Here is a 16501-nt window from a genome sequence, read left to right on the forward strand (position 1 = left end):
ATGTTTCACGTGAAACTTCTTGTCGTAAAAAACGCAGCGTAGGCTGCGTTTTTTGTTTGGTTCTTCTACTGAGCTTAATAGTTAACGCTTAAGAGCGTGTCCACTCTTTTCAGCTTGGAACAGAGCGAGGTAATGGGCAAAAAAGCGCTGCATTTGTTGTTGGTTGTTTTGTTCTCCAAGTTGCCCGAGCAAATGTGCAGCGACTTCAAACGTACACAAATTACCTTGTTGTTGGTTGCGTCGCAGCTGATATTGTGAGTCCGCCGACGCAGACAATCCCATAGTAGGGATACCTTCTAACCAACGGCTCTTATTGATCATCTTGCGCGCCTCTTGCCAGGTGGCATCTAAAATAATAAACAGCGGAGTTTTGGTTTGTTGCTGGCTTTGGAGTACCACATGTTCGAGTGTGATACTTTCTTCACAGGGGAAGAGCAACACCGGATACCGCGATGGATCAGCTAATAGAGTGAGCAATTCTGCTGGTGGCTGTTTGCGATCCCAGATTACTCGCTCAATGTTGAGTTGGCACTGCTCTAGTAGCTGGCCGGTATTAGTATCACGCTTCAGTTCATTCGGATGCATTAACAGCAGGATGTTGTGCTCACTGTTAAGTTTCGGCATTAGCGAGCACATACAATTGAATTGAAAACCGCAGGTTGGACACGGTTGTGACATTACAGACGAACTCCTTCTCGCACCGGGCTTATCCCATCAGAGAACAGACGCACGCCACTGACTTGGTTCGGCGTTGCCGTTGGCGCCATGCTTGGGTTGAGTGGGTAGCTAACCCCAGTGTATTGCATCACGTGTTGAGCCGCTTTAGCTCCGCCACTGCTGACATTAAAAATCAGATCTCGCCAACCATGAGAGGTTTGTTGGCCGAGTATAATCGGGCTTTGCACTAGTGTAATGCGGCTATTAAATCGCCATTCCTTTTCGTGATGTTCAAATATCAGCAATGTACAGCCTCCGGAACCACACCAATCCAACTGTACCAATAGCTCTTCGTTACCATCGCTGTTGAGGTCGTAAGTTAGCCAACGGTATTGGTTATTGTTGGGGGTGGTTTGATGGATAAAGAAGTAGTTGCGCACCGCGGCATCTACTTTTGAATCAAACTCTGCACTAGAAGGGACGTCAGCACTACCGATGGGGTTGTTGGTGCGTTTTTCGGCTGGTTGCATGATGCCTTCATCACGAACGGTGGCAGGATAAAGGACTAAACCACCATCGGTGATTGGGTATACTAAGTTACCGACTTTTTCTTTGGTCGCTTTGAGCTGATTGCCTTCTCGAGTAAACAGTCGCTCTGACATTAGCCTTTGCTGTTGATGATGCGTCATGACAACTTGAACCTGAGACGGACTTAACTGTTGCCAGTAACCACGCTCGATTAATGGTGCTTGTCCATTGGCGTAACGGTATTTTGTTGTGGCGCTGTGGTCTGGGTTTAAGGTCATTTGTACTTCAAAGCCTTGTGATTGGGTTGAGGTCGCGACATAGGTATTAGCCCAGCCAAGCGTTGCATCGACGTTTGCAGCCATACCACAACCTTGATACGTCTCGCCATCATGTTTTAGTGTTGCTTTCCAGCCATACAAAGAATCGCTCATTGTGTCTGAGCAGAGGTTTTCTGTTAAGCGAAGCTCACCATCTTGTAGTTGATAAGTGCGCTGGCGAGGTTGAAGCTGACTGCTGTTAATCGCTAATTTTGTGGTTTGTTTGCCGATTTGCTGGAATGTTAGTCCATTAGCCTCAAAGCTTGCCGACCAAGAAGGCTCATTACCAAACACGCGAGTTGGTTTGTTTGGTTGCTGACAACGGTTTGGATTTTCCGTTGTGAGGAAGTTCACTTGTTCCACGACAAAGTTAGCATCGAAATCAGCAGAAAACCCATCGATGCCCGGTGGGTTGAGGTGGCCGATAACCTCTCCATACATAGTCTGGTAAGGCTCGTTATTTAACTGAATTGCTCGTTGCATTTGTTGTGGTGATAGTTGCAACCAATATTGCTTGTCGCTGCCACAAGGCATGATGTATTGGCTCTCGTGACCGACGATCACTTTTCCGCGCAGCATAAAAGTTTGAGGTTGAATGGTTTCAGGCTTATCTAAGGTTGCTGGTGGAGAGGTTGGGTCAGCGGCACCAGATTGTGGCGACTGTGAACTACATGCTTGCAGAACCAGCAGGGTGGCAAGCGCCACTGGGTTTTTCAAAGCCTTCATGTTATATCTTCCTCATTATTGTTACTCAATCGGCATCGGATGGCATTATGGCATATTGGTTATTTAAAACTGAACCAGATACCTTTTCTATTGACACGCTTCGAACCCAAAAGGTTTCATGTTGGGAGGGAGTTCGTAATTATCAGGCGCGCAATATGATGCGTGACCAAGTGAAGCTGGGCGATTTAGTCCTGATTTACCACTCTTCTTGTAAACATGTTGGCGTGGCAGGTATTGCTAAGGTTGTGAGAGAAGCCTATCCCGATCATTTCCAATTCGATCCCGAAAGCGATTATTACGATCCAAAGTCAGACCCAGACAACCCGCGTTGGATTATGGTGGATGTAGAGTTTGTACGTAAAACGGCGCGAGTGATTCCGTTGTCGGTGATGAAAGCGATGCCAGAACTTGAGAACATGCCGTTGGTGAAACGTGGAAATCGCTTGTCGATTATGCCCGTGACAGAAGAAGAATGGGACGCGATTCTTGGCAAAGAGAAGCTGCCAAGTCAGCGATAAAAGAGAAGGGCTGCGAATGTGCAGCCCTTCATTATTTGGAGTATTGAAGCTTACAGCAAGTGTTCTTGTAGGTAGTGTGCAACCGCATCTTCTGCATTGCTGCCAATTACTTCATTATTTGGTAGAGCTTTCATCACTTTTTCGTGTGATGTACCCATAACTAGCCCTTTACCTGCCATCGACAGCATTTCTACGTCATTCATGCCATCACCAAATGCTACGCAGTTTTCTAACGTGAGGTCGAGTTTTTTCGCTACCGCTTCAAGAGCATGACCTTTAGACACGCCAGCGCTCATTACTTCCAAACACCAAGGCGTTGAAAATGCGATGTTCAGCTTATCACCAAACTGCTCACGTAGTTTGTTTTCAAATACGACCAAACGTTCGTGGTCTTCTCCTGGATGCGTGAAGAAAACTTTCGCAATACCGTCAGTTGGGGCGTGGTCTTCATCAAATAAGACGTAAGTGAATTCATCGTGGAAGTCACGTAACGTTTCATCATCCTTGTTCATCAACCAGCTATCATTTTGATACATGTGAATAAGTATTTCTTGATCATGTTTGATCGTGTCGATCACGCCTTGTACCAGTTCCGCAGGGACATTCTCGCTGTACATTAGCTGATCTTCCTGGTCATGCACTCGGGCACCATTCGACGTGATCATATAAGCTGGAATGCCAACTTGGCGACGGATGCTCGCAACGTCTACGTGGTGACGGCCGGTTGCAAAGACAAAGGTATAACCCTTTTCATGCAGCGCTTTTAGCGTCTCTTTTGAGTAAGCACTGAGCTGATGGTTTGGTGCGAGTAACGTGCCATCCAGATCAGAGGCAACGATTTTGGTGATCTCTTTGCAAGGTAGCGATGTGCTCATGAAGTCCTCGTAAACGGTTTGGATAGTGTGGAACAGGTGAATTGCAAACGGAGTACAGCAGACTGACTAGATCGTACTGCTCCGAATGCGGGGGAACTTGGGCCCGTAGCACTATGCGGTTAAACACTGTGTCAAAGTAGCCAAGTTCAAGCAGTGTACGCCAAAATGAGGATGAAAAAGAGGGTAAATCGATGTGTAGACATTTCCTCTTTAATCTTAGTCGTGAAATGGTCGCCTAGAGTTCTTATTGTGCTTGTTCGTTTGATGGCGATTTAGGGTCATTCATAAAGCGGAAAATCGCATCGAGCGCTTGATTACGATACTTGTCGGTCTCGAACAAGATTTCATGCTGTGCGCCTTCGATGGAAAGCAGCTCTGCGTGCGGGTTGGTTTTCCGCAATTTATCAATAAAACGCTTTTGCGCGAGGTTGCTAACAATCCGATCGTTTCCGGCTTGGATTAGGATTACTGGTATTTTGACTTGGCGAGTTAATAAAAAGCACTGCTTAGCGGCCATGAGCCCTTGCCAAACCCAGCGAGTGCTTGGCCCACCGACTTGCAGTTCCGGTTTTTCCGTATATAGGTTTCGGAACCATTGGTAGCGGCCGTAACTTTGGCTAAGTGGGTTATCTTCAAAGGGCTTAGGGAAGTAGGCCTGATGTCCTGGTGCATAGCGTGGCAAAGTCGATACCGCTGACATAATTTGTGTGACCGGAATCGCTATTGGTGATAGGTACCATGGCAGGTTAATGCCAAACATGGGCGCACTTAGAATCAAACCAGTAAAAGGGTGTTCTGGGTGAGTTTGCAGGTAACGTGTGGCGATCGCGCCGCCCATAGAGTGCGCGATGATGAAGCATTGTTGATATTCGCTAAGGTCGTGTTTTTTTACGACGATGTCCATATCATCAATATAATCAGTAAAGTCATAGACGTGACCCATATCTGAGTCAGATAATAAACGATCTGATAAACCTTGACCGCGGTGGTCAAAGGAATAGACATCGAAACCTTGGCGGTAGAGATCGTAAAACAGCTCTTGGTATTTCCAGGAAGACTCAATGCGTCCATTTACGATGAGCACGGCTTTTTTATGCTCTGGGTTGGTTAGCTTGCACCAGTAAATGTTCTTTTTCTCAGTCCCTTTAACAAAGCCCTCTTGGCGAGTTTGCCAAAGTGCTGCGATCGGACCACCAATTGCTTGCTCAAATAATGTCTCTTGAGTATAAGTCAAAGGTGAATGGTTAGTCGCCATTAGTTGATTACCTGAAGATACGTTGTTTACGCGATGTATCATCGAAGAATTAGTGAGGAAATGCAATGGATACCCATGTCTGGTTAGCTTATGTAGTAACAGCAATCGTTTTTAGTTTGGCTCCGGGCTCTGGCACGGTGAACTCAATCAGTAATGGTTTGAGTTACGGTACCCGTAAATCACTGGGTGCCATTATTGGCTTACAAATTGGTTTAGTTATCCACATCGCGCTGGTGGGGGCGGGTATTGGTGCGCTTGTCGCGCAGTCAGCAACCGCATTTTCTGTCATTAAATGGGTTGGTGCCGCTTATCTGGTTTGGCTGGGGGTTCAGAAATGGCGCGACACATCAAGCTTAGTCGCAGCTGAAAACCACAACGAGATGTCAGGCACGGCGCTGTTGTACAAGGCAGTGTTGATTAACCTCACCAACCCTAAATCGATTGTTTTTCTGGTGGCGTTGTTCCCGCAGTTTATTGACCCGGCAAAAGACCAAATCACGCAACTGTTGGTGCTTGGCGTCACTACGGTCGTGATTGATGCGTGTGTAATGTTGGGTTACACGAGCTTGGCAGCACAAATGGGACGCTTTATTCGCTCCGATAAAATCATGGGAAAAATAAACAAAGTATTCGGTTCAATGTTCATGGGTTGTGGTGCATTATTAGCAGCTGCAAAGTCATAAGCCATTTATAGGTCCTTCTTTAGCATGAATACAACGTATGTCGCTCGCCAGCCGATCTTTAACCGAAAAAGACAGACGCTGGGTTATGAATTGTTGTTTCGAGACGGGGAGAGTAACGCATACCCTTCACATATTGATTCAAATCGAGCGACATACCGACTGATCGTCGAAAACTTCCTATCACTGGGTACTAACCCAGTGATTGCCTCTTCAAGATGCTTTATTAACTTTCCTCATCAAAGTTTGGTGCGACGTTTGCCGCGCAGTTTGCCGAAAAACAAAATTGTCATCGAAGTGTTGGAAACGTGCCAACCTACGGATGAGCTTCTTGATGCGATTCGTGAGTTTTATCGAGAAGGTTACTTGATCGCTTTGGATGACTTCACCCTAACACCAGAATGGCGCCGTTTTTTGCCATATGTGCATATTGTGAAGCTCGACATTATGGCGATGGGGCTCGAAAAGGCCTGTGAACTTGTCACAACACACCTTGCCAAACGCGTCAAATACCACTTTTTAGCAGAACGTGTTGAAACCGCAGAAGAGTTTGAGCAAGCGAAAGCGGCTGGCTTTAAATTTTTCCAAGGTTATTTTTTTAGCAAGCCACTCGTCTCGCAGACTAAATACGTCAGTCCTGAGCAAGTGTTGGCATTGCAACTGTTTCGTGAAGTTTGTGCTCCTGAGCCTGACTTTACTCGTATCGAGTCCATCATTACGCAAGATGTCGCGTTGTCATATAAATTATTGCGTTTTGTAAATACGCAAGCGCCGAATTTGGCTGTCGAAATCAGCTCTTTTCGTCAGGCATTGATTTATCTTGGCCAGGATAACCTTAAGCAGTTTGTCTCTTTGGTTGTGGCATCGTATATCTCCAGTAACAAGCCTCGAGAGCTGTATCACCTTTCATTGCAACGAGCTCAATTTTGCCAATTGATGTCGCGCTATCAGCCCTTCTCTCACCTCAACGAACAAGGTTTTATGGTTGGTTTGCTGTCGATTCTAGATGCGCTGTTGGATCTTTCGGTGGAATCTTTAGTTAGGCAGTTACCGCTTAGTCATTCAGTACAACAAGCGCTATTACATCGCAAAGGGGTTTATGGTGCACTTATTTCCCTCGAAGAGTGCTACGAGCGTGCCGATTGGTCAGGGGTTGAAAAAATCACGATGCAATTGGGGTTGCCTTTAGAGGAAGTGAAGCTCTCCTTAGGTGAAGCGGTTCGCTGGAGTCAAAGCATCGCGACTGCATAATTTCGTGTCTTATCTTTTATCTCTTTGAATCTCTCTCTTTACAATCAAGCTGTTCGTTAGATGTGAAACTTTTATGACGATGGACGGTTTCCTCTTGACGATATATCTTAATTAAATAAACATATACGCATATCCATATATAGGTATGTTCATTATGCTTCCACATCAGTTTTTTAAGCTGTTATCCGATGAAACACGCGTACGTTGTTTAATGCTCGTGGCCCGTGAAGGTGAAACTTGCGTTGGTGATTTGGCGTTTGCTCTGCAAGAGAGCCAGCCGAAAGTTTCTCGTCATCTTGCTCAGTTACGGTCCAGTGGCATCTTGGTGGATAAACGCCAAGGGCAATGGGTGTATTACGAGTTATCACAGCAATTGCCAGGTTGGATGCGAAAGTTAATTGAAGACTTAGTGGCATCAAACTGTTTGAAGCAGGAATACCAAGACGACATCACACGCTTACACGATAAAAGTCGTGAGGCTTGCTGTTAACAGCGAATAGAGATTCAAGGTAGAAGATTAGAGGGTAAAACTATGACAGTTAAAGTAGGAATTAATGGCTTTGGCCGAATTGGTCGCTTAGCGCTGCGAGCGGCATTTGATTGGCCAGAATTGGAGTTTGTGTTAATCAACGATGTCGCAGGTGACGCCGCTACGCTTGGTCACTTATTAGAATTCGATTCAGTGCAAGGTCGTTGGCATCATGGAGTTCAGGTCGAAGGCAGTGAGCTCGTCATCAACGGCAAGCGTGTCGCCACGACTCAACAACGCGATATCGATGCGGTGAACTGGTCTGATTGTGATGTTGTGATTGAAGCGACAGGCGTACATCGCAAAACATCATTCCTAAACAAATACCTAGAGCAAGGCGTGAAACGTGTCGTGGTAAGCGCACCTGTGAAAGAAGAAGGTATCGCGAACATTGTGGTGGGCGTGAACGACCATATTTTCGACCCTGAAAAACATCGTATCGTGACAGCAGCTTCGTGTACGACTAACTGTATCGCACCTGTGGTTAAAGTCATTCATGAGAAATTGGGTATCGAACAATCTTCTTTTACGACCATTCACGACCTGACGAATACGCAAACTATTTTGGATGCGCCACACAAAGATCTACGCCGTGCAAGAGCATGCGGCATGAGCCTTATCCCGACTACGACGGGTAGCGCGAAGGCGATTGTCGAAATTTTCCCAGAATTAAAAGACAAAATTAATGGTCATGCGGTTCGCGTACCTCTAGCAAACGCATCGTTAACAGACATCATTTTTGATGTGAAGCGTGATACCACAGCAGAAGAAGTGAATGCACTGTTAAAAGAAGCATCTGAAGGTGATTTGAAAGGCATCCTTGGCTTCGAAGAGCGTCCTTTAGTTTCTATCGATTATAAAGGCGACCAACGTTCAACCATCGTTGATGCGCAATCAACCATGGTTGTGGGTTCTCGTATGGTTAAGATTTACGCTTGGTACGATAACGAAATGGGTTATGCAACGCGCACAGCAGAGCTGGTTCGTAACGTTGGTTTGGCTTAAAAGGGGTCACAATGTCTCATCCTACATGGCAATTAGATTTGGACTCCGGTGCTTTAATCTTAACACCGTGCCCAGGAACGAAAGGTGTCGATTTGCATGCGTCGTTAGAACAGTTGAAAGAGCAGGGTGTTCAAGCGGTCGTTACTGCATTAGATGATAGTGAATTAGCTGCGAAGAATGTCTCTGCATTGGGTGAAGCCACTCAGCAACTGGGTATGAAATGGTTCCAGATCGAGATTGAAGACGACTGCGCACCAAATGAAGAATTTGCGACGAAGTGGCAACAAGCCAGTCCGGAACTGCACGAGATTCTTGCTCAAGGTGGCAAAATTGCGATGCATTGTATGGGTGGTTCGGGGCGCACAGGTTTGTTCGCTGCTCACCTACTCCTAGAAAAGGAATGGCAGTTAGAAGATATCGTGCGAGAAGTGCAGGCATTGCGCCCTGGTGCATTTACAAAACCTGTGCAAGTTGAGTACATCGAACGCGTGGCTCAAGACGCTTGATCAGCTTAAATAGCTTTTGGTTCATTATGATCCAAAAGCTAAATTCGAGCTTCTTCAGGATACGACTGTTTACAAAAAAAAAGCCATTAATATTAACTAATGCATTGTTTTTAAGGTGTATTTTGCTTTTTATTGATGTTGGGGCATTTTTTAAAATCACAGCAACATTATATTGGTCAATGTTGCTGTACAGGTTAGAAAGTATTTAGAACATGATGATCTAAATGCTTCTATCGCTGTACATATGAGGTCAATATGATTTCTCAATTAAGCAAAAGTATTCGTCAGTACATGTTAGTGACGTTTAACTATTGGAACTTTACGGTGACCGATGGCGCACTGCGTATGCTGGTGGTGCTCTATTTTCATGACTTAGGTTATTCCACGTTAGCTATTGCCTCACTGTTTCTTTTCTATGAATTTTTTGGTGTGGTGACAAACCTGGTTGGTGGTTGGTTGGGCGCAAGGTTAGGCCTAAATAAAACCATGAACATTGGTTTAGCGATGCAAGTGTTTGCGTTGCTGATGCTCGCAGTACCAAATGCATGGCTGACCATTCCTTGGGTGATGGCAGCGCAAGCTCTGTCGGGGATTGCCAAAGATCTGAACAAAATGAGTGCTAAGAGCGCGATTAAAACGCTAGTACCAGACGAACAGCAAGGTGCGCTCTACAAATGGGTAGCGATTTTGACTGGCTCGAAGAATGCACTCAAAGGAGCGGGCTTTTTTGTTGGTGGCTTGCTGCTGTCTTGGGTGGGTTTTCAAAACTCGATGTTTATTATGGCGGGTGTACTTACATTAGTGTTTGTTTGCAGCATGATCTGGCTAGAAGCGGACATGGGTAAAGCAAAGAGTAAACCTAAGTTTCGCCAAATATTCTCCAAGTCTGAATCGATAAACATTTTATCCGCAGCACGCATGTTCTTGTTTGGTGCTCGTGATGTGTGGTTTGTCGTTGCTCTGCCTATTTATCTTGGTAGCGTGTTTGGCTGGGATCACTTGTGGGTTGGTAGCTTTCTCGCAGCGTGGGTCATTGCTTATGGGTTTGTGCAAGGCTTTGCGCCGCGTATTACTGGCAAAGCGCAAGGTCGTGTGCCTGATGGTAGTGCAGCATTGGTGTGGGCAGGAATCCTAGCGTTAATTACGGCTGGTATTGCTTATGGTGTGCAAATCGGTTGGCAGCCTGAATTGGTGATTGTGGTAGGTTTGATGATTTTTGGCGCTGTGTTTGCCATTAACTCTTCGCTGCACTCGTACTTGATAGTGAGCTACGCTAAAGGCGATGGCGTCTCGTTGGATGTCGGTTTTTACTACATGGCCAATGCGATGGGACGTTTGATTGGCACGGTATTATCGGGTTGGATCTACCAAGAGGCTGGTCTTGCAGCGTGCTTATGGGTTTCTTTTGCTTTCTTGGCACTGACGACGCTGATTTCAATTAAGTTGCCAAAAGCTGATGTTGCTACTGCGTAACTATCCCCAGTATCGCTATCTGTAGATGGTATAAATGGCTCCAAATCGGAGCCATTTTTGTTTCTTATGCGACGTTTGCTGTAATCAGATTGTGTCGGTTTGGCATCGAGAGTGAATACTGATGCTTGGTTTTTGGTTCTCGTTAAGTGATTAGAGTGGTGATGAAATCCCCGTTGTAGGTCATTGTTGAGTTAAAAATAAGCAAAAACAGATTGTTAACCATTTCACTGGTTGAGATTTACCCTATGCTATAAACGATAAGCGACTCAAAGTAGGGAAAGGTATGAGAGAAAGGGTTCTGTTTTTTGATTTATTGCGCTGCTTCGCAGCGGTAGCAGTGATCGCCATTCACGTCTTGGCACCGTATCGAAATGAGTTAGGAGTGATTCCATTTGACCAATGGCTGACAGCGGTAGGCGTGAATAGCGTAACCCGCTGGGCAGTGCCAGTTTTTATTTTGATCACCGGAGCGCTAATGCTCAGTGACACTCGACCATTTGACGGTAAGTATTATATCAAAAGGCGTTTGGGCAAAGTTTTAGTTCCATTTCTTATTTGGTCGATGTTTTATGCATACCTTTCAGGTTGGACTTCTCAAGGCTTTGATTTTGAAACCGTAAAAGAGGTATTAAGCAATAGCCCATTCCACGCAACGTATTACCATCTCGGCTTTTTCTATTACTTTATACCACTGTATTTTGTGATTCCGCTGTTTCAATGGATGGTACGCAACGTGGATGACAACGTCTTGTATACCTATCTCGCATTTTGGCTTTTCACCAGCACACTGTTCTTGTTCAAGATTGATGGCCCGTGGAGTAATCAGATGTGGCTTTATATGGGTTACCTTCCACTGGGGTATGTTTTATTTCAAAAGGTACCTTTGAATCGCTCTATGGTGACCTTATTTGTTGGGCTAGGACTCGTGGCGTTGGCAGTGACCTTTACGATGGTTGTGACAAATAGCTTAGAGGCGGAGAAGTATACGGTTGGGCGCTGGCTCTCTTATAAAACACTGAATGTGATTCTAGCGGCTTCGATGATTTTTATGATCGGGCGTTACTTTGGTGAAGGCTTATCACCAAAAGTACAAAAAGTGGTTAGTGTGATCAGTCAGCACAGCTTAGGGATTTACTTACTTCACCCTATTTTCTTATGGCCGATGAAAGAGTTCGGTTGGTACACAGGACATCCTGCGTGGGTGATTCCAGTCTGGATCGTTCTAAGTGGAGCTGGAGCCTTGGCGATGAGCTATCTCTTTTCTCGTTCTGCCAAGACTCGTTGGTTACTGCCTTAACGTTTGATAGCGAAGTGAAGGAACTTGTTGCCGCGATAGGTCAGTGTTCCCTTATCTCCAGGGTTGAGTGCATGGTAGTAATGCACTCCAATTTGGAATTCACGCTTTGGACCGATAGAACCACGTTGAACGTAAATCCAATACTCTTGATCGTCTTGACCTGGTGGTGCGTTTGGTATGTCTATCGCTTGTTTATCTAAAACCGTTACCTGCGCGCTTTGCTCTGGAGCGTCTTCGCCCACATAGTGCTTACTATAAAAACGGAAAAACACCCACGCGCCCAAGGCAATAAGGGCGAATAGGGCGACAATAAGTGAGATTGGCATATTAACCTCCAATGTTTTATCGGGTCCCATTCTACAGAACTCGCTGACGAAACGATGAGTTGAGGTAGCTTATTCATAATCTAATGAAAGGGATATGGAGATTCTTCGGCGCACTTCACGATTTATCTTAATGATGCACGATGAAATCGTCGCTTCATCTGCAAGCGAAGTCACTAAAGCTGAACGAAGCGGCTTTCACTTGTTAGGCTATATGAGCTCAAGGGCACAAATTGAAAGTAAAATTGCACTTAACGGCTCGAAAAAGCTCTAAATTTATAGAAGAATAAAAATAATGAACATAGGAAGGGTCTGGTAAGGAGGGTTACGATGTCAGATATTGAAAAAGTAGTCATGCGTACCCGAACGATCGAAAAACTTTTGCGTACTCAGTACCATGCAGAAGGGAAAGGGTTGCACCAACTTATTAATAGTTGTGAAGAACGTTTACCGCATGACGTGATAGCAAAGCTTCGATTCATCGCGACAGTGCGTAATAAAGTGGTGCACGAAGACGATTACAAGCTGGATGATCGTAAAGGCTTTATGGCGGCATGTGATGCTTGTGAAAAAGAGCTGACACCAAGAAGCTCTCGCTTTATTTGGCGTACAGCAATTTTGCTAATGACGTTGATTACGCTGGCCGCTCTTGGTTTCTACTATATGCACTGGGATATTTTGTCTAAGCACATTCAGTAGAGCTATACAGATAAATAAAAAAGGACGCATTTGCGTCCTTTTTTATTTTAAATCATTGGGTTAGTACATCATTGGCAGTGTCATTAAACCCACAACCACTGCAATCATAACCAGCCCTTGTTTTTGAGAAGATGAAATCATAACACTACCCCTTAATCTTTGATGAACTCGATGAATTTAATATAGCACTGTTTTTGGGGTTTGATCAACATATGCTCGTTAATCTTTTCAAAAACCACACTTAACTTGTCTGGTTTTACGTGATTCTGACTAATGAAACTATGTTTTTTGTCCTGTATTTAAAGTGTTCACATTGTTTTATTTTTATCCTTTGTTGTTTTAACTATTTGATTTTATAGTGTTAAATGGTTTGTGGGGTTGGCTTTGTAATTGTTTTTTGTTTCGAATGGTATGTTGGGTCTTTATTTTGTCTGTATTTCTCAAAAATTGAGAAAATTAAAAAATGTGCTATGAGGTTACATCGTCAAATCGAAAGCATGGAGTGAGATTTTCTTACCTTATGAGAAAATCTGGGCTTCAAAAGTGTTTTGTGATTTTATGGTTTATGAAGTCCGCACTTTTATCTGTTATTGAAATTATGATTTTATTTATCATTGACTTACTTTTCTTGTCTGATGTTTTTTTTTACTGAATTAAGGTCAGTTTTCTTAGTTTTTACCCCTAATCATCAGTAGTTCCTCCTCTCTTAGAGCGCTACTAAGACTATTTTCTATTTTGTGTCTGTTATTTATTCTTGTTGCCTGCATTACATACATCCTGGTGGTTTAATCGTCAGTTTGTGAAATGGCGGCTTACCTGGAGCACTTATCTGTTTTTCAGTTAAATAGTTTTAGAAAGCGCTGGTTATTGTGTCGTGTGATTTGATGGGTTCGGCTGATGAGCAAAGCTTGGCCCCAATGTTTAGTGGCATCATTCAGGCTCATCGGCTTTATTATTACGTAGGCTGAGGGTTACAAAATGTTTCGAATCGCTAGCGAGATCCAACTTTCGTAGATTGTGTCTTTACATCAAAACTGGTCTACCTAGACTAGCGGCGAGTTTAAGTAAAAGGTGTATACTGCATGTGGAGTTGGCTGGCGATAGGGCTATCAGGTGTGTATTCCGTGTTGGGAGCAAAGCAAGCTAACCCGACACAATCCCTCGTGTTTAAAATCTTTACTCTGCTACTTCTTCTTGTGTTGGTGTTAACTCAAGGTGCATCCGCAACATATACCTACTGGATTGCGGGTGGGCTTATTGTGTCTATGGTGGCAGATACGCTGCACTCGTTTAAAACTCGTAAGCTAATCTATTTTACGGCTTATCTGGTTGCCCAGGTATGCTACAGCAAGTCATTTTGGGTGCAGCTTAATGGTGAGATTGTCTGGTGGCTGTTGGCCCTGTTGCTTGCAGCGAGTATCGTGGCGTTCTTTTTGTTGCTACCTCAACTCGACTCTCTGGTATTCCCTGTTGTGATCATGGGGATGATGCTGGTTCAACTTGCTTGGGCAGCCGGTGAAGTTTGGTTACAAGTGCCGAGTTACGCCAATGCTATCGGCTTTAGCGGAACCTTAGTTCTGATCTATTCGGCGCTGGCATACGCGATACACGGTTATCGAAAACCGATGAAACACGCCTATTTGTGGGTGAGTGGTAGTTACTTTTTTGCTCATGCCCTCATTGTTGCCTCAATCATTTACTAATTTAAGTCAAAGCAGCTCTTGAGGATTTCAGTAAACTGAACGCATTGTTCTTAATAACTGGAGTCAATAATGAGTGAAATCCATGCTCACGAGCTGCTAAACCTACTTAGAGAAACGCCAATGGATCGCGAAGCCCTCACACAGCACTTTGGCGCTAGCGTTCGCTTTCACACCTGTAAACTGAATGATCTAGACTTAGATGCATTACTAGCATTTTTGCTCAAGCGCGACAAAATTCGTGAGCTTGAAGGTAAGTTTGTGGTCAATATGGCGCGAGTTTGCAATCACTAAACGGCGGCTAAGATCGAGGATGAATATGGTGTTTTCGCCCTCAGTCATATACTCATGTTGTCAGTTTGCTATACACTGGCCGCCATTTTTTAGGTGAGGCCAGAATATGGACATTCTTTCGGCAGCGACCATGCTGTTTCTAATCATGGACCCTCTCGGTAACTTGCCGATTGTGTTGTCTATTCTCAAACATATCGATCCCAAGCGTCGTCGTAAGGTATTGATTCGTGAACTACTGTTTGCCTTACTGATCTTGATGCTGTTTCTGTTTGCAGGACAAAGCATCTTAAGTTTTTTGCATGTCCAGCCAGAAACGCTCAGCATTTCAGGTGGCATTATTCTCTTCATTATTGCGATTAAGATGATTTTCCCGAGTGCTGGCAGCATTACTGGACTGGCAGCAGGCGAGGAGCCCTTTATTGTTCCGATGGCCATTCCTATGATCGCGGGCCCTTCAGTGATTGCAGCCTTGCTTTTACTGTCTTCGCAACATCCAGAGAAAATGTTGGAAATGTCAGCATCAGTCGTAATTGCGTGGGGCGCAACATTTTTTATACTGATGTTTTATGGCTTCTTTAATCGCTTGTTGGGTGAACGTGGCTTGAAGGCGGTAGAACGCTTAATGGGCTTGTTACTGGTGATGATCTCCACTCAAATGTTCTTGGATGGTGTAAAAAGTTACATTGGGTGACGAACAAAACGCAGAAAAAAAGCCGCTCACAAGAGCGGCTTTTTCGTATCTGAGCGATTACATCATGTGTTTACGACGAATATCGAGTAGGGCAAAAATACCAAAAATCAGGATTGAATATTTTTCCCAACTGCTCATTTTTATTTTGTCGCCAAATGCACCAATGAAGATGGCCATTTGTAAACCGTGCATGATGAACAAAAAAGCGGTCATGATGTAAAGCGCAATCGCGGCATTGCCGGGGAAGGGCATAAAAATATTTAGGATTAATACTAACCAAACAAAGGCGATAGCCGCTTTGGCCAGCATAATTAGTGCTTTCATTTAAGTATCCTTTTAAATCGAGGCGTTATGCGGAGGTACGTTCGTACAGACGATAGCTCACTTGGCCTGCTGTTTTTTCTCGATGTAATTGCCAGTTTTCTGGTAAGTCGGCAATATTGAGTTCTTTTTCTGTTTCAATATAAATCATCGCATCTTCCGCGAGCCAGCCATTTTGTTCTAGCAGAGCCACGGTCTCATCCAATAGACCTTTGCGAAACGGTGGGTCAATAAACACCACATGGTGAGCAGAACCCGGTTGCTTCAAAAAACTCAGTGCGTCGGTATTTACCACTTGGATGTTGTTCGCGTTAAGAGAGGCAACATTCTTTTGTAACTGTTGGAAAGCTTGTGGGTTTAGCTCAACCATGGTCACTTGCTCTGCTTGGCGCGAAGCTGACTCAAATCCCAAGCCGCCAGAGCCAGCAAACAAGTCGAGACATTTTGCCTGTGGTACATCTTGAGCTAACCAGTTAAACAGCGTTTCTTTGACGCGATCGGTCGTGGGGCGTAAGCCTTCAGCATCGTGTACAGGAAGTTTTCTGCCTCTCCATAAGCCACTAATAATGCGAACAAAGCCCGTTGTTGGCTTTTTTTGTGATGAGTTTTGCTGGCGACGTCTTACCATAGATTTTTTGACCGCTAATAAAGTGATACTATATCTAATCGCCCAAGCAATGAGCTTGGAGCTTGGATACAGCCCAGAATATTCAAGATGACAGAGTGTAACACTAATAAGATTAGAATTACCTAATCGGAAAGTTTTCAGAACTTTGTCATTAGCCTTTTTTAGACAGATAATAATCTTGTCAAAAAAGAGTCATTAATAGATAAAAGAACAATCTAGGATAGCCCC

At 44.4% G+C, this 16501-nt stretch carries 19 protein-coding genes; 12 read left to right on the top strand and 7 right to left on the bottom strand.

All coding sequences use genetic code 11. The annotated features are described in order from the left end of the window. Positions 1-81: 81 nt before the first annotated feature. Both R7Q46_RS21715 and R7Q46_RS21720 read right to left on the bottom strand, forming a co-directional pair. Entirely contained in the window at positions 82-678 is a 597-nt protein-coding gene (locus R7Q46_RS21715) for a tRNA-uridine aminocarboxypropyltransferase (RefSeq protein WP_033907272.1), read from the bottom strand. Continuing rightward, complete coding sequence (locus R7Q46_RS21720) at positions 678-2228, bottom strand: hypothetical protein (RefSeq protein ID WP_318077791.1); 1551 nt, start codon at positions 2226-2228, stop codon at positions 678-680. The genes R7Q46_RS21715 and R7Q46_RS21720 overlap by 1 nt, the downstream gene beginning before the upstream one ends. A gap of 47 nt (positions 2229-2275) precedes the next feature. Here R7Q46_RS21720 and R7Q46_RS21725 point away from each other — a divergent pair, with 47 nt between their 5' ends. Further along, the gene (locus R7Q46_RS21725) at positions 2276-2746 is read left to right on the top strand and encodes an EVE domain-containing protein (RefSeq protein ID WP_047103997.1); all 471 of its coding nucleotides are present in this window, start codon (positions 2276-2278) and stop codon (positions 2744-2746) included. A gap of 50 nt (positions 2747-2796) precedes the next feature. Here the strand turns inward: R7Q46_RS21725 and R7Q46_RS21730 are convergent, their stop codons facing one another. Both R7Q46_RS21730 and R7Q46_RS21735 read right to left on the bottom strand, forming a co-directional pair. Then, entirely contained in the window at positions 2797-3621 is an 825-nt protein-coding gene (locus R7Q46_RS21730; RefSeq protein ID WP_017636084.1) for a Cof-type HAD-IIB family hydrolase, read from the bottom strand. Positions 3622-3865: 244 nt separating this feature from the next. Next, positions 3866-4876, bottom strand: a complete 1011-nt coding sequence (locus R7Q46_RS21735) for an alpha/beta fold hydrolase (RefSeq protein WP_005378733.1) — start codon at positions 4874-4876, stop codon at positions 3866-3868. 65 nt (positions 4877-4941) lie between these two features. Here R7Q46_RS21735 and rhtB point away from each other — a divergent pair, with 65 nt between their 5' ends. The 7 genes from rhtB to R7Q46_RS21770 all read left to right on the top strand — a co-directional run bounded on the left by rhtB (position 4942) and on the right by R7Q46_RS21770 (position 11617). Further along, entirely contained in the window at positions 4942-5559 is a 618-nt protein-coding gene (gene rhtB / locus R7Q46_RS21740) for a homoserine/homoserine lactone efflux protein (RefSeq protein ID WP_054729573.1), read from the top strand. 24 nt (positions 5560-5583) lie between these two features. Beyond that, positions 5584-6807: an EAL and HDOD domain-containing protein gene (locus R7Q46_RS21745; RefSeq protein ID WP_017636082.1), complete on the top strand. Its 1224-nt coding sequence runs from the start codon at positions 5584-5586 to the stop codon at positions 6805-6807. 154 nt (positions 6808-6961) lie between these two features. Beyond that, complete coding sequence (locus tag R7Q46_RS21750) at positions 6962-7297, top strand: metalloregulator ArsR/SmtB family transcription factor (RefSeq protein WP_005378730.1); 336 nt, start codon at positions 6962-6964, stop codon at positions 7295-7297. 42 nt (positions 7298-7339) lie between these two features. After that, the gene (locus R7Q46_RS21755) at positions 7340-8341 is read left to right on the top strand and encodes an ArsJ-associated glyceraldehyde-3-phosphate dehydrogenase (protein ID WP_213898967.1); all 1002 of its coding nucleotides are present in this window, start codon (positions 7340-7342) and stop codon (positions 8339-8341) included. A gap of 11 nt (positions 8342-8352) precedes the next feature. Beyond that, on the top strand, positions 8353-8847 hold the full coding sequence (locus R7Q46_RS21760) for a cyclin-dependent kinase inhibitor 3 family protein (RefSeq protein WP_053307418.1): 495 nt from the start codon (positions 8353-8355) through the stop codon (positions 8845-8847). A 255-nt stretch (positions 8848-9102) separates the two neighbouring features. Next, on the top strand, positions 9103-10320 hold the full coding sequence (gene arsJ / locus R7Q46_RS21765; RefSeq protein ID WP_005383628.1) for an organoarsenical effux MFS transporter ArsJ: 1218 nt from the start codon (positions 9103-9105) through the stop codon (positions 10318-10320). A gap of 283 nt (positions 10321-10603) precedes the next feature. Beyond that, positions 10604-11617 carry an acyltransferase gene (locus tag R7Q46_RS21770; protein ID WP_017636080.1) on the top strand — a complete coding sequence of 338 codons (1014 nt, stop codon included), beginning with the start codon at positions 10604-10606 and terminating at the stop codon, positions 11615-11617. Here R7Q46_RS21770 and R7Q46_RS21775 read toward each other — a convergent pair. Beyond that, positions 11614-11943 carry a DUF2500 domain-containing protein gene (locus R7Q46_RS21775; protein WP_005389668.1) on the bottom strand — a complete coding sequence of 110 codons (330 nt, stop codon included), beginning with the start codon at positions 11941-11943 and terminating at the stop codon, positions 11614-11616. The two genes, R7Q46_RS21770 and R7Q46_RS21775, sit on opposite strands and share 4 nt — an antisense overlap. 327 nt (positions 11944-12270) lie before the next feature. Between R7Q46_RS21775 and R7Q46_RS21780 the strand changes: the two genes are divergently transcribed. The 4 genes from R7Q46_RS21780 to R7Q46_RS21795 all read left to right on the top strand — a co-directional run bounded on the left by R7Q46_RS21780 (position 12271) and on the right by R7Q46_RS21795 (position 15324). After that, entirely contained in the window at positions 12271-12639 is a 369-nt protein-coding gene (locus tag R7Q46_RS21780; protein ID WP_005378717.1) for a hypothetical protein, read from the top strand. Positions 12640-13721: 1082 nt separating this feature from the next. Further along, entirely contained in the window at positions 13722-14342 is a 621-nt protein-coding gene (locus R7Q46_RS21785) for a lysoplasmalogenase (protein ID WP_005389670.1), read from the top strand. 69 nt (positions 14343-14411) lie between these two features. Further along, a complete protein-coding gene (locus tag R7Q46_RS21790; protein ID WP_005378711.1) occupies positions 14412-14633 on the top strand; it encodes a YecH family metal-binding protein in 222 nt (73 codons plus the stop codon). 106 nt (positions 14634-14739) lie between these two features. Then, on the top strand, positions 14740-15324 hold the full coding sequence (locus R7Q46_RS21795) for a YhgN family NAAT transporter (protein ID WP_005389671.1): 585 nt from the start codon (positions 14740-14742) through the stop codon (positions 15322-15324). Between the two features lie 57 nt (positions 15325-15381). On the opposite strand, the gene R7Q46_RS21800 is transcribed toward R7Q46_RS21795, so the two are convergent. Further along, complete coding sequence (locus R7Q46_RS21800; protein WP_005378704.1) at positions 15382-15648, bottom strand: DUF1145 domain-containing protein; 267 nt, start codon at positions 15646-15648, stop codon at positions 15382-15384. 25 nt (positions 15649-15673) lie between these two features. Next, on the bottom strand, positions 15674-16273 hold the full coding sequence (rsmD, locus tag R7Q46_RS21805; RefSeq protein ID WP_005378702.1) for a 16S rRNA (guanine(966)-N(2))-methyltransferase RsmD: 600 nt from the start codon (positions 16271-16273) through the stop codon (positions 15674-15676). Between the last annotated feature and the right edge of the window lie 228 nt (positions 16274-16501).

Source organism: Vibrio sp. 811 (assembly GCF_033339195.1).

Bases quoted from the DNA above. Each gene is read 5' to 3' on its own strand.
- R7Q46_RS21770 (WP_017636080.1), top strand. From the start codon at position 10,604: ATGAGAGAAAGGGTTCTGTTTTTTGATTTATTGCGCTGCTTCGCAGCG.
- R7Q46_RS21790 (WP_005378711.1), top strand. From the start codon at position 14,412: ATGAGTGAAATCCATGCTCACGAGCTGCTAAACCTACTTAGAGAAACG.
- R7Q46_RS21735 (WP_005378733.1), bottom strand. From the start codon at position 4,876: ATGGCGACTAACCATTCACCTTTGACTTATACTCAAGAGACATTATTT.
- R7Q46_RS21760 (WP_053307418.1), top strand. From the start codon at position 8,353: ATGTCTCATCCTACATGGCAATTAGATTTGGACTCCGGTGCTTTAATC.
- R7Q46_RS21750 (WP_005378730.1), top strand. From the start codon at position 6,962: ATGCTTCCACATCAGTTTTTTAAGCTGTTATCCGATGAAACACGCGTA.
- R7Q46_RS21800 (WP_005378704.1), bottom strand. From the start codon at position 15,648: ATGAAAGCACTAATTATGCTGGCCAAAGCGGCTATCGCCTTTGTTTGG.
- R7Q46_RS21725 (WP_047103997.1), top strand. From the start codon at position 2,276: ATGGCATATTGGTTATTTAAAACTGAACCAGATACCTTTTCTATTGAC.
- R7Q46_RS21755 (WP_213898967.1), top strand. From the start codon at position 7,340: ATGACAGTTAAAGTAGGAATTAATGGCTTTGGCCGAATTGGTCGCTTA.
- R7Q46_RS21775 (WP_005389668.1), bottom strand. From the start codon at position 11,943: ATGCCAATCTCACTTATTGTCGCCCTATTCGCCCTTATTGCCTTGGGC.
- arsJ (WP_005383628.1), top strand. From the start codon at position 9,103: ATGATTTCTCAATTAAGCAAAAGTATTCGTCAGTACATGTTAGTGACG.
- rsmD (WP_005378702.1), bottom strand. From the start codon at position 16,273: ATGGTAAGACGTCGCCAGCAAAACTCATCACAAAAAAAGCCAACAACG.
- R7Q46_RS21715 (WP_033907272.1), bottom strand. From the start codon at position 678: ATGTCACAACCGTGTCCAACCTGCGGTTTTCAATTCAATTGTATGTGC.
- R7Q46_RS21720 (WP_318077791.1), bottom strand. From the start codon at position 2,228: ATGAAGGCTTTGAAAAACCCAGTGGCGCTTGCCACCCTGCTGGTTCTG.
- R7Q46_RS21745 (WP_017636082.1), top strand. From the start codon at position 5,584: ATGAATACAACGTATGTCGCTCGCCAGCCGATCTTTAACCGAAAAAGA.
- R7Q46_RS21795 (WP_005389671.1), top strand. From the start codon at position 14,740: ATGGACATTCTTTCGGCAGCGACCATGCTGTTTCTAATCATGGACCCT.
- R7Q46_RS21785 (WP_005389670.1), top strand. From the start codon at position 13,722: ATGTGGAGTTGGCTGGCGATAGGGCTATCAGGTGTGTATTCCGTGTTG.
- R7Q46_RS21780 (WP_005378717.1), top strand. From the start codon at position 12,271: ATGTCAGATATTGAAAAAGTAGTCATGCGTACCCGAACGATCGAAAAA.
- rhtB (WP_054729573.1), top strand. From the start codon at position 4,942: ATGGATACCCATGTCTGGTTAGCTTATGTAGTAACAGCAATCGTTTTT.
- R7Q46_RS21730 (WP_017636084.1), bottom strand. From the start codon at position 3,621: ATGAGCACATCGCTACCTTGCAAAGAGATCACCAAAATCGTTGCCTCT.